The sequence below is a fragment of the Bacillus sp. IT-79MI2 genome, assembly GCF_949768135.1.
Classification (GTDB): Bacteria; Bacillota; Bacilli; order Bacillales; family Bacillaceae_G; genus Bacillus_A; species Bacillus_A pseudomycoides.
In genome coordinates this window covers 455,010-467,566 of sequence record NZ_CATKPV010000051.1, presented here as the reverse complement: position 1 = coordinate 467,566, position 12,557 = coordinate 455,010, and the positions used below count along the sequence as shown (strand labels likewise).

Genomic DNA, 12,557 nt, shown 5'->3' with positions numbered 1-12,557 from the left:
TTGTCACCTCGTCTCTTCTTTGCGCTCCTTTGCACGCAACTGACCGCAGGCAGCATCAATATCATGACCTTGTTCACGGCGAATCGTTACATTCACTCCACGGTCTTTCAACGTTTTTTCAAATAAGAAAATTTGTTCACGTGGTGTTCTTACGTAATCGCGTTCTGGTACATAGTTTACCGGAATTAAGTTCACATGACATTTTACACCTTTTAAAAGTTGAGCCAATTCTTCGGCATGCTCAACTTGGTCGTTTTCTCCTCCAAATAAGCCATATTCAAACGTAATGCGACGCCCGGTTCTATTTACATAGTATTTAATAGCTTCCATTAAGTCAGGCAGCTTATAAGCACGGTTAATCGGCATTAACTTTGAACGTAATTCTGTATTTGGAGCGTGCAATGAAATCGCAAAGTTAATTTGCATATCCTCTTCAGCAAACTTATAAATTTTCGGGATGATTCCACTTGTTGAAACCGTCATATGACGTGCACCAATATGAATTCCTTTTTCATGGTTGACAATGCGTAAAAACGACATTAAGTTATCGTAGTTATCAAACGGCTCTCCAATTCCCATTACAACAAGAGAACTCACGCGCTCATCTGTCTCATCAAGCGCACGTTGAACCTCTACTACTTGCGCTACGATTTCTCCAGCCTCTAGGTTTCGCTTTAAACCACCTAGTGTTGATGCACAGAATGTACAACCAATTCGGCAACCTACCTGTGTTGTTACACAAATGGAATTTCCATATTCATGTCGCATTAATACTGTTTCGATAGAATACCCATCATATAATTGGAATAAAAACTTAATTGTCCCATCAGAAGATGTTTGCTTTACTAATGTATTTAAAGTAGTAATATCAAAGGAATTCGACAATTTATCACGCAATCCTTTTGAAAGATTTGTCATATCCTCATAATTTTTTACACGCTTTTTATATAGCCAATCAAAAATTTGACCTGCACGGAATTTCGGTTCACCTTGTTCCTTTAACCAATCTTGCATTTCATGAAGTTGTAAAGAGTAAATAGATATTTTTTTTGTTTCTAAATCTTTCTTTTGTTTTTTTACAGTCGTTTCCATGATGCTACACCTTCTTTCTTAAACAAGCAATATAAAAGCCATCTGTTGCAAAATAATGCGGTAAAATTTGTACTTGCCCTTCATTTATATAAGGACGTAATTTTTCTGGCATGCGCTCTTTCATAGTAGTATCCCATTCAAATTCAGGATGCTCTTGTAAAAATTGCTCTATCACTTGTTCATTTTCTATTTTTTCAATTGTACACGTACTATAAACAAGGCGACCACCTGCCTTTAACAGTGGAGCTACCTTTTCTAGTATCGATAGCTGAATTGTCGACAGTCTTTCACTATCACCTTTTTCTTTACCTAATTTAATATCAGGTTTACGTCTGATAACACCAAATCCAGAACATGGTGCGTCTACTAATATTTTGTCAAAGCTTTCGTTCGCAAAATGTTCTTGAACTTTTCTGGCATCTAGCGCCTTTGTTTCAATGTTCTCTAATTCTAGACGCTTCGCCTGTTGCTGAATTAGACGAACTTTATGCGGATGTAAATCCAGCGACGTTACCTGACCAGTCCCCTTTAAACGCTCTGCAATGTGTGTTGTTTTCCCACCAGGCGCCGCGCAGCTATCAAGAACCATATCTCCTTCTTCGGGTTTCAAAGCACGCGCAACAAGCATAGAGCTTTCATCTTGAATAGAAAGGAAACCGTTTTTAAACGCTTCTGTATGCGCTACGTTTCCTTTTTCAATTTGGATAGCGTCTTCTGATAAATCACCACGTTTTGCTTGTACGCCCTCACGTTCTAGTAAAGCAATCGCTTCTTCTACCGTTATTTTATCAACATTCACACGTGCTGTCGGTACCGGCGGAACCATATTTACTTCACACATTTTTTGCGCTGTTTCTAAATCGTATGCTGATACCCACTCTTGTACAAGCCACTCTGGATGACTCGTTGCAACAGAAATTCGCTCTACAAGATTTTGTATCTCCTCTAAAGATGGCACACCTTCACGTTGAATCGAACGGAGTACCCCGTTTACCATCCCTGCAATTCCTTTATGACCACGACGTTTTGCAATCTCAACAGCCTCATGAATCGCCGCTCTTTCTGGGACGCGATCCAAATATAGCATTTGATATAAAGATAAGCGAAGTAATATTTTTACCCACGCTTCAACTTTTTTTCTTAAAAATGGTTGTAAATAATAGTCAAGTGTATCACGACGTTGAATCGTTCCATAGACAATCTCAGTTAACAAGCCAATATCTTTTCTATCAATCGCACTTTTTTCAATCAACTTATTTAAAAGTAAGTTACTATAAGCGCCACTTTTCTCTACTTGAATTAGACCATCAAGAGCTAACTCACGAACATTTTGTCTCATGCGTCTTCTCCTAACTTCGTACCAATTTCAGGTTTTGTTCCACGTAAAAATTGTGAACAACTCATGCGCTTTTTACCAGATGGTTGTAATTCAGTAATTTTAACACCTGTTTCATTTCCTGTTGCCACAACGAAACCATCTTCTTCAATTGCTACAATAGAACCAGCTTCAGCCTGTACTGTTACAGGAACTTTTTCGCCCCACCATACTTTTACAACTTGTCCTGCTAAAGTTGTATAAGCAACTGGCCACGGATTTAAACCACGAATATGATTGTAAACCTCTTCTCCTGTTTTCATCCAATCAATCTTTTCTTGCTCACGTTTAATATTGTAAGCGAATGTTACTTCATCCTCATTTTGTTTAATCGGTTCTAATTTTCCTTGTATTAAAAGCGGAACTGTTTTTGATAATAAGTGTGCTCCAGCCTCACTTAATTTATCAAATAATGAACCAGTTGTTTCACGTTCTTCGATTTCCACTTCTACTTGCGTTAAAATATCACCAGCATCTAATTTTTCCACCATATACATAATTGTGATACCTGTTTTTTCTTTTCCCTGCATGATGGAGTAATGAATTGGTGCACCGCCGCGAAGTTCTGGAAGTAATGACGCATGAACATTAATACATCCATACTTTGGTGCTTCTAAAATTTCGTTTGGTACAATTTGTCCGAACGCAGCTGTCACAATTAAATCCGGCTCTAATGCCAATACTTTTTCATATTCGTCTTTTTCACGAATTTTTAATGGCTGTAACACCGGAATACCATGTTTTTCCGCTTCCACCTTAACAGGTGTTGGTGTCATAACCTTTTTTCTTCCCACTGGACGATCCGGCTGCGTTACAACACCAATTACATCATATCCATCTTCAATAAGACGACGAAGCACCGGTACAGAAAAGTCCGGTGTTCCCATAAATACTACTTTTATCATTCAAAAACCGCTCCTTTTACATCTCTTCTAATTCATTTTCTTCATAATATCTCGTCACTTTTGATGTAAATAACACACCATGTAAATGGTCGATTTCATGTTGGATTGCGCGTGCTAAAAAATCATCTGCCTCTAATAAAAAGATTTTACCACGACGATTTTGTGCACGTATTTTAATATACTCTGCACGCTCCACTTCACCATAAAGTCCCGGAAAGCTTAAGCAGCCTTCGGGACCTACTTGTTCACCACGTTTTTCTAAAATAACTGGATTAATCAGTTCGATTTTCCCCGTATCATCACCAATATCAACAACTGCCACTTGCAAACTTACGCCGACTTGTGGTGCTGCTAAACCAACACCATCTGCAACTAACATTGTTTCATGCATATCTTTTAACAAATTCACTAACTTTTTATCAAAGTTAATTACCCGTTCACATGGGGTTTCTAACACTTCATCTGGATGCTTTACAATTTCTAAAACTGCCATATTTTCCTCCGCTACATTAACATTGTTGGATTAAAGTCGATTGAGATCTGCAAATCTTTTTGCATTTCTGCTTGATAATGTTCATTTACCATTTTGAGCACGTACTTTAAGTTTGGTTCCCGCTTGTATTTTATCATGCATTGGTATCGATATCTATCTTTTATCCTTGGAATTGCTGAAGCAACCGGTCCTAGCACCATTGTTTGCCGCGAGCAATGCATTCGTAAATAACCGACAATTTTTTCCGTTACTTGCACTGCTTTTAATAACTCTGGATGCGAAACGGTTACAAGTGCGACATAGTAGTACGGCGGGTATTGCCTCATTTTTCTCATTTGCATTTCTTGTTCGAAAAATACATCGTACTGCTGATTCTTTGCTAGTTCTACGCTATAGTGTTCTGGCGTATACGTTTGAATTACTACTTCTCCTGGTAATTCATGTCGACCTGCACGTCCACTCACCTGTGTCAATAACTGATACGTTTTCTCGCTTGCTCGAAAATCTGGTAAATGCAGCATCGTATCAGCTGTTAAGACACCAACAAGTGTAACCTTTGGAAAATCAAGCCCTTTAGCGATCATCTGTGTTCCAAGTAAGATATCAGCTTTCTCTTCACCGAAGGCTTTTAATAACTTTTCGTGCATTCCTTTGCGACTCGTTGTATCAACATCCATACGGATAACCCGCGCCTCTGGAAATAACTTTGTAATTTCTTCTTCTACCTTTTGTGTTCCTGTCCCAAAGAAACGAATATACGAACTATTACAAGCAGGACAAGCAGTTGGCATACTTTCCTCATAACTGCAATAGTGACATTTTAAACGATGATTCATTTTATGATAGGTGAGTGATATATCACAGTGTGGACATTGCACGACATAACCACAATCACGACACATGACAAACGTTGAATGGCCTCTTCGATTTAAAAAAAGAACCATTTGTTCTTTCTTTTCTAACCGATCCGCTATTTTCTCATGAAGTAACTTTGAAAACATAGAACGATTTCCATCACGCAGTTCCTCACGCATATCAACAATTTCTACTGTCGGCAACGCTTGTTCATTCATACGCTTTTGCATGGTTAGTAGCTCATAAACACCTTTTTTCGCTCTAGCAAATGATTCTAGAGTCGGCGTTGCACTGCCGAGCACGATTGGACAATTATGATATTGCCCTCGCCAAATCGCAACATCCCTGGCATGATACCTTGGATTATCTTCCTGTTTATAACTTGACTCATGTTCTTCATCAATAATAATAATTCCTAAGTTTTCAAATGGAGCAAAAATAGCGGAGCGTGCTCCAACAACAACTTTTACTTCTTTTCGTAAAATTTTCCGCCATTCATCATATTTTTCCCCAACAGAAAGCGCACTATGAAGAACCGCAACTTGCGAACCGAAACGTCCTTTAAATCGATCTACCATTTGCGGTGTTAACGCAATTTCTGGAACAAGTACAATCGCCTCTTTTCCTTTTTTCAACACCGCAGCAATGGATTGCAAATACACTTCTGTTTTACCGCTTCCTGTAACACCATATAGTAAAAATGGATTATATGTTTCATTTGTAATGGATGACAAGATGGGCGCAATCACTTGATTTTGTTCATCTGTGAGTGGAAATGGCTTTGTCTGTTCAAAAGCCTCATCGTCATATGGGTTACGATATACTTCAATGTACTGTTCTAAAAGCAACCCTTTCTTCACAAGCGACTTTACCGGTGCATCTGTTATTTGTAGTTCTTCTGTTAATATTTTTAATGGCACACTGTGATAATTTTCTACAAAGTAATACAGTACATCTTGTTGCTTTTTACTTTTCAGCTCAAAGGCAGCTGCCTCTAATTGTTCCTGTGGCAATTCTGGCTGAATCACCCTTTGTTTCTTCTTTTGCACTTTATCTTTTACTTTATAGATGACTTCAATAGTGCCGTTTGTTATCTCTTTTTGAACCATGCGATACATATGTGAGTGCGTAGCAATTTCTTCCCAATTTATCGCTTCTTTCCCTTGAAACAAATCACGAATTTCCGGCGCTACTGCAGCTGTTTTATGGAGCTGTAGCCGTTTTTTATAAGTCGCTTTTATCGCAGTTGGAAGCATAACTTGAAAAGCTGAAATCATATAACATAACGTTTCATCCGTCAGCCAAAAACCAAGTTTTAATAATTCTTCATTTAAAACTGGCGTAACATCTAGTATTTCATGCAATGCTTTTAACTTTTTACTTTCCACATCGACTGAATCTTTTATTTCAATAATAAAACCTTGTAATTTCCGTGGACCAAACGGAACGACTACACGCATACCTGTTTGTACAATATCTTCCCATTTCTTAGGGATAACATAATCAAACGGGCGATCTGTTTGACGTGCCGGTACATCAACGATTACACTTGCAAATTTCATACACGATCCTCTTCTAACATCGCTTCAATTTGCATTAAAATTTCACGTGCAACTTCTTTCTTTGTTAAAAGAGGTAATCGAATAACTTCTCCATCTTTTCTATACATTGTTACAATATTCGTATCCGTACCGAATCCTGCACCTTGTGCTTTCACATCATTTGCAACAATCATATTTGCATTTTTTTCACGCAATTTTTTCGTTGCATATTCTTCTATATTTGTCGTTTCAGCAGCAAAACCGATAAGAAGTTGATGCTCTTTTTTCTCACCGAGTGTTTTCAAAATATCGATTGTTCTTTCTAACTCAATGACTGCATCGCCACTTTTCTTTTTCATCTTCTGATTATGCACAATTTTCGGGCGATAGTCTGCTACTGCAGCTGTTTTAATAACAACATCCATAGATCCATAATGTTGCATTACAGCTTCTAACATATCTTGTGCAGATTCTACTTGCACAGTTGTTACATTTACAGGTGGTGCTATTGCAGTTGGACCTGAAATAAGTATTACATCCGCTCCTAAGTTAGCAGCAACTTCCGCTAGCGCATACCCCATTTTCCCTGAAGAAAAATTCGTCATAAAACGTACTGGATCAATTTTTTCACGAGTTGGGCCCGCAGTTACTAAAATTTTCTTTCCTTTTAATGGTTTATGTTCTGAAAATGCTTCTTGTAATCGAGCGATAATTGTTTCTGGTTCTTCTAATCGACCTTTCGCAACATATCCGCATGCTAAAAAGCCTTCTCCAGGCTCAATAAATGTATATCCCAACGCTTTTAACGTCATCATATTCTTTTGGACAATTTTATTTTCATACATATGCACATTCATAGCAGGTGCAATCCAGACTGGCGCTGTAGTAGCTAACAATGTTGTTGTGATCATATCATCAGCAATACCATTTGCTAATTTCCCGATACAATTCGCTGTTGCTGGTGCAATAAGCACAACGTCCGCCCAATCCGCTAAATCAATATGAGCGATAACTGCAGAATCTTTTTCATCAAACGTATCTGTGTATACATCATGGCGAGAAAGCGCTTGAAATGTAAGAGGTGTAACAAATTTCATCGCCGATTCACTCATCATTACTTTTACAAGTGCTCCTGCTTGTGTTAATTTACTCGTTAACGCAGCCGCTTTAAAAACAGCGATGCCTCCTGTTACACATAGAAGTATCTTTTTCCCTTTTAGCATATGACTCGTCCTCTTTCTTTTTCAAACTTATTCTGCTGAAATGTATTCATTCCAGCTCGTCAGTGCTAGTATTTCATTAAACAAAAACCTATTTCTTTTTAGCTCTATCGTAAAAAAATAACAACCTACTTGTAAATAGGTTGTTACCGTTACATAGAAAAGTATAAAGTCTATGTTTTCATTTGTCGAAGAGAATGCCTTACTCAGATACTTTCTCTTCGCTTGGTACATAATTTAATACTTCCGCATCGATTTCTTCTAACGCTTTACCTACACATTTATGAGAAACAGGATTTTCAACAACACAGTTGTTAACCATTTGCATTTCACGAGCACGTTTTGCCGCTACCGTTACTAATGTATATTTAGAGTCGATTTTTTTTAGCAATGAATCAATTGATGGATTTAACATATTATATACCCTCCGTCATTTCTTTATAATATTTCGCTACTCTGTCGCGGCGGCAATGTTCACCAACCACAATAGCTTTAATGCGTTCACAAGCAAGTTCTACTTTATCATTTTCTACTACATAGTCATAAGCGTCCATCATCTCGATTTCTTCTTTTGCTACAGTTAAACGATTTTCAATAACCTCTTCAGTCTCTGTACCGCGACCAACGATGCGATTCTTAAGCTCTGATAAGCTTGGAGGAGCTAAGAAAATAAATACCCCTTCTGGGAAAGCTTTCTTTACTTGAATTGCTCCTTGTACTTCAATTTCTAAGAATACATCTTTTCCTTCTTGCAATGTTTTTTCAACATAATCGATTGGTGTTCCATAGTAATTCCCAACGAACTCTGCCCACTCAAGCAGCTTTTCGTTACGAATCATTTCTTCAAACTCTTCTCTCTCTTTAAAGAAATAATCCACACCATCTACTTCACCTTCACGCGGTTTACGTGTCGTTACTGAAATAGAGTATTGAAATTTTGTATCTTCATGGCTGAACAACTCTTTTCGAACTGTCCCTTTCCCAACGCCAGAAGGTCCTGAAAGAACGATGAGCAACCCTCTTCTACTTCTCATAAATATGTAAAACCTACCCTTCCTCACTTAAATCTTCTTTATTATTTAAACGATGTGCAATCGTCTCTGGCTGAATTGGGCTTAGTACAATATGCCCATCATCCATAACAATAACCGCCCTTGTTTTTCTCCCATACGTAGCATCTAGTAACACGTTATGTTCACGCGCTTCCTGCACCGTTCGTTTAATAGGAGCTGACTCCGGACTTACAATTGCAATAATTCGATGAGCAGATACAATATTCCCATATCCAATATTTAAAAACCGCATGGCCATAGTTTGCGCCTCCTAGTAAGTCTATCCGATTTCCCCACCACGTATAACTTTATATATTTTTTGACAGCTACTCAATATTTTGTACCTGTTCACGAATTTTTTCAAGGTTATTTTTCATTTCTACAACATATTTTGAAATTGTTAAGTCGTTTGCCTTAGAACCGATCGTGTTAATTTCCCGATGCATCTCTTGTACAATGAAATCCATTTTTCTACCAACAGGCTCCTCGATCTCAAGAGCTTCATGAAATTGAGCTAAATGACTTTGCAAGCGAACCAATTCTTCATGAATATCCGAGCGCTCAGCAAATATCGCCACCTCTGTCAGCAACCTTTGTTCATCTAACTCATGATTATGTAATTCTTTTAAGCGATTTTCCAATCGTTCACGATATTTTCGAGTAACAATTGGTGCATGCGGGATAATCGCATTTACACAATCGTGTATCTCTTGTAAACGATACGCTATATCTTTATGTAATCGTTCTCCTTCGCCATCTCTCATCGTTTTTAACGTACGAGCAGCTTGGCGAACAGCTTCATATAAATTTTGTTCAAATTGTTCATTTACATTTTCCATTTCTTCAATCGCCGTTACTTCTGGCATTGCCATTAATTGTTGAAGTGTAATGGAATCTTGTAATTGAAATTTCGTTTTCACGTCTTCCATAATGGATTTATACTGCTTGAGAAGCGGCCAATTCACACTTAACTTTCTTTCAACAAGCCCTTCCCCTGTAATAATAATGGACACTTCAATACGCCCGCGGCGAACTTGTTCTGCAATTAACTTACGAATTTTGTCCTCAAAAACCATCATTTGTTTCGGAAGTCGAATGTTCATCTCTAAAAAACGATGGTTCACTGACTTCATTTCTACTGTAATTTGAAAAACATCATTTTCCACTTTCGCTCTTCCAAATCCTGTCATACTAGAAATCATCTTTATCACATCCACACCATGAAATAACTCAATGAAAAAGGTAATAGAGATGCAACTCTACTACCTTTTGTAAATTATATCACATTTTCATATCATTGACTATTTCAAGTTTATGCCTCTCTTATACAATATCGGCTTCTTCTTCTCCTTTTTCCCTGTCAATAAAGAGCCGACTAATAAAAATGTTGGAATGGACGATAAACCAACGATTAATAACCAATCTCTCGCTTGAATTGGCATTGTACTAAAAATGGGTTGCAATGGTGGATAATAAATAACCACAAGCATTAATAACACCGAAATAATAACTGCTCCAACCAAATATATATTCCCAAAAGGATTACGATGGAATATAGAGTGTTCACTGCGGCAGTCAAATACATGAATAAGCTGTGCTAAAACTAGTGTAGCAAAAGCTACTGTTTGCGCATATTTCAGTTCATTTGGATGCTGATTAAATGCAATAATAAATGCCAGCAAGGTTACAATACCAATTAAAAAGCCTCTACTCACAATTTTCCAAGCCAATCCTCTTGCAAACACCCCTTCTTTCGGATGCCGTGGATTTCTTCTCATCACATCTCCCTCAGCTGCATCTAAGCCTAGTGCCATTGCTGGTAAACCATCTGTTACTAAATTCACCCATAAAATTTGAATTGGAACCATCGGAAGTGGTAAAGCAAGCATCATCGCAAATAACATAACTAAAATCTCTCCAACATTTGATGCTAATAAATACCGAATGAACTTCCGAATATTCTCATATATATTTCGTCCCTCTTTAATTGCCGATTTAATCGTAGCAAAGTTATCATCTAGCAAAACAAGAGAGGAAGCTTCTTTAGCTACATCCGTTCCTGTAATCCCCATCGCTATCCCAATATCAGCTGTTTTAATAGCAGGAGCGTCATTCACCCCATCACCTGTCATCGCCACAATATGATCTTTATTTTGAAGAGCTTTTACAATTTTTAATTTATGTTCAGGAGATACACGTGCAAATACATAGGTATCTTCTACAATATCCTCTAGTTCATCTACAGACATATTTGCTAATTCTACACCTTCTATAACGCGGCCATTCGGTGGTAAAATCCCTAACTGCTCTGCAATTGCCATCGCTGTTACTTTATGGTCTCCTGTAATCATTACCGTTTTAATACCAGCCTCTTTACACTCTTTTACGGCCTGTTTCACTTCTGGTCTTGGCGGGTCTATCATTCCTTGTATCCCGACAAGCATGAAATCTTTTTCTACTTCTCTTTCATGTTCAATTGAATCTGTTACTTTTAAAGCCCTAAATGCAACAGCAATCGTTCGAAGCGCTTGACTTCCAAGGTTATGAATTGCCGCTTGCACTTCTTTACGATATAACTCACTTAAAGGTTGCTGTTTATCCCCCCATAAAATTGTTTGGCTCATTTGCAAAAGAACATCAGGTGCCCCTTTTGTGACTACAAATTTTTTACCATCACGATCACGAACGATTACGCTCATCATTTTTCGTGTGGAATCAAAAGGAAGTTCATGAATAATTTCAAACTTCTCTTTTAAAGCTTCTCGGGATATTCCTGCTTTCATCGCCGCTGCAACGAGCGCACCTTCTGTCGGATCTCCATCTAGGACATATGTTTTTTTCTTTTTTACAATGCTCGCGTTATTGCATAAACACCCAAATGTTAACAATTGATATAACGCCCTTGTAGATTCCGGATTAACCTTCTGCTCACCTTTCATAAATGATCCAGTAGGCTCGTAGCCTTGCCCGGTTACATGCCATGTTTCGCCACCTGACCACATATGTGTTACCATCATTTTATTTTGTGTCATCGTACCCGTTTTGTCCGAACAAATAACAGAAGCACATCCTAAAGTTTCTACTGCTGGTAATTTTCGAACAATCGCTCTCTTTTTAATCATGCGTTGTACACCAAGTGACAATGCGACCGTAACAATCGCTGGTAATCCTTCTGGAATTGCTGCAACAGCAAGTGACACACCCGCTAAGAACATATGATACACTTCATTCCCTTGATACACTCCAGCTAGTACAACAAGTGCTGTTAAAATAAGGGCAACAATGATTAGAATCTTCCCAAGTTGTTCTAATCTTCTTTGCAGCGGTGTTTCCATTTGCTCTGCATTTTGCAACATATTTGCAATTTGCCCCATTGCAGTATTCATTCCTGTCCCTACTACTACACCAATTCCTGATCCTCTCGTTATCATCGTTCCCATAAAAGCCATATTTCTCTGATCACCAATCGCAACATTTTCACCTTGTAATGCTTCTACTTTCTTTTGAACAGGTGCAGACTCACCTGTTAACGCTGATTCTTCAATATATAAACTGGATGCTTCAATAAGACGAATATCTGCTCCAATACGATCCCCGCTAGAAAATTTAATCACATCACCAAGTACCAGTGCCTTTGATGGTCCCTTTATCCATTTTCCATTTCGTAAAACTGTCACTTGCGGGGCGGCTAGTTCCTTTAAAGCCTCAAGTGATTTTTCTGCTTTTCGTTCTTGAAAAAAACCAAGAATCCCATTAATAATCACAATTGCAACAATCGCAATTGCATCAATATACTCTCCTAAAAATGCTGAAATAATCGTTGCACCAAATAAAACAAGCACCATAAAATCTTTAAATTGCGATAAAAATACAATGAGTGCAGAAGGCCGCTTTGCTTCTTGTAATTCATTTGGCCCTAGCTTCTTTAAGCGCCCTTCCGCTTCTTGCTCTGACAGTCCTACCTTCACATTCGTATTCGTTCTTTCTTCCACTTCATGTGCACGCATTTCATACCAATTCATCT

Annotated in this window: 11 protein-coding genes; all 11 read right to left on the bottom strand. The window is 38.0% G+C overall.

Annotated features, from left to right (window positions below):
- Positions 1-3 precede the first annotated feature (3 nt).
- The gene (gene rlmN / locus ACM6HU_RS09275; RefSeq protein WP_016131883.1) at positions 4-1,092 is read right to left on the bottom strand and encodes a 23S rRNA (adenine(2503)-C(2))-methyltransferase RlmN; all 1,089 of its coding nucleotides are present in this window, start codon (positions 1,090-1,092) and stop codon (positions 4-6) included.
- A gap of 4 nt (positions 1,093-1,096) precedes the next feature.
- On the bottom strand, positions 1,097-2,431 hold the full coding sequence (gene rsmB, locus ACM6HU_RS09270; protein WP_016131884.1) for a 16S rRNA (cytosine(967)-C(5))-methyltransferase RsmB: 1,335 nt from the start codon (positions 2,429-2,431) through the stop codon (positions 1,097-1,099).
- Positions 2,428-3,372 carry a methionyl-tRNA formyltransferase gene (gene fmt / locus ACM6HU_RS09265; protein ID WP_003199658.1) on the bottom strand — a complete coding sequence of 315 codons (945 nt, stop codon included), beginning with the start codon at positions 3,370-3,372 and terminating at the stop codon, positions 2,428-2,430. The genes rsmB and fmt overlap by 4 nt, the downstream gene beginning before the upstream one ends.
- A gap of 16 nt (positions 3,373-3,388) precedes the next feature.
- Positions 3,389-3,865 carry a peptide deformylase gene (def, locus tag ACM6HU_RS09260; RefSeq protein ID WP_016131885.1) on the bottom strand — a complete coding sequence of 159 codons (477 nt, stop codon included), beginning with the start codon at positions 3,863-3,865 and terminating at the stop codon, positions 3,389-3,391.
- Between the two features lie 11 nt (positions 3,866-3,876).
- On the bottom strand, positions 3,877-6,282 hold the full coding sequence (gene priA, locus ACM6HU_RS09255) for a primosomal protein N' (protein ID WP_016131886.1): 2,406 nt from the start codon (positions 6,280-6,282) through the stop codon (positions 3,877-3,879).
- Positions 6,279-7,484: a bifunctional phosphopantothenoylcysteine decarboxylase/phosphopantothenate--cysteine ligase CoaBC gene (gene coaBC, locus ACM6HU_RS09250; protein ID WP_016131887.1), complete on the bottom strand. Its 1,206-nt coding sequence runs from the start codon at positions 7,482-7,484 to the stop codon at positions 6,279-6,281. Before coaBC ends, priA begins: the two co-directional genes overlap by 4 nt.
- Positions 7,485-7,683: 199 nt before the next feature.
- Positions 7,684-7,896 (bottom strand): DNA-directed RNA polymerase subunit omega, encoded by a 213-nt coding sequence (gene rpoZ / locus ACM6HU_RS09245; RefSeq protein ID WP_016115992.1) that lies wholly within the window; start codon positions 7,894-7,896, stop codon positions 7,684-7,686.
- A gap of 1 nt (position 7,897) precedes the next feature.
- On the bottom strand, positions 7,898-8,515 hold the full coding sequence (gmk, locus tag ACM6HU_RS09240; RefSeq protein WP_016115993.1) for a guanylate kinase: 618 nt from the start codon (positions 8,513-8,515) through the stop codon (positions 7,898-7,900).
- 13 nt (positions 8,516-8,528) lie between these two features.
- Complete coding sequence (gene remA, locus ACM6HU_RS09235) at positions 8,529-8,792, bottom strand: extracellular matrix/biofilm regulator RemA (RefSeq protein ID WP_001251459.1); 264 nt, start codon at positions 8,790-8,792, stop codon at positions 8,529-8,531.
- Positions 8,793-8,859: 67 nt separating this feature from the next.
- Positions 8,860-9,735 (bottom strand): YicC/YloC family endoribonuclease, encoded by an 876-nt coding sequence (locus tag ACM6HU_RS09230; protein WP_016131888.1) that lies wholly within the window; start codon positions 9,733-9,735, stop codon positions 8,860-8,862.
- Positions 9,736-9,834: 99 nt separating this feature from the next.
- Entirely contained in the window at positions 9,835-12,555 is a 2,721-nt protein-coding gene (locus ACM6HU_RS09225) for a calcium-translocating P-type ATPase, SERCA-type (RefSeq protein ID WP_016131889.1), read from the bottom strand.
- Positions 12,556-12,557: the final 2 nt, after the last annotated feature.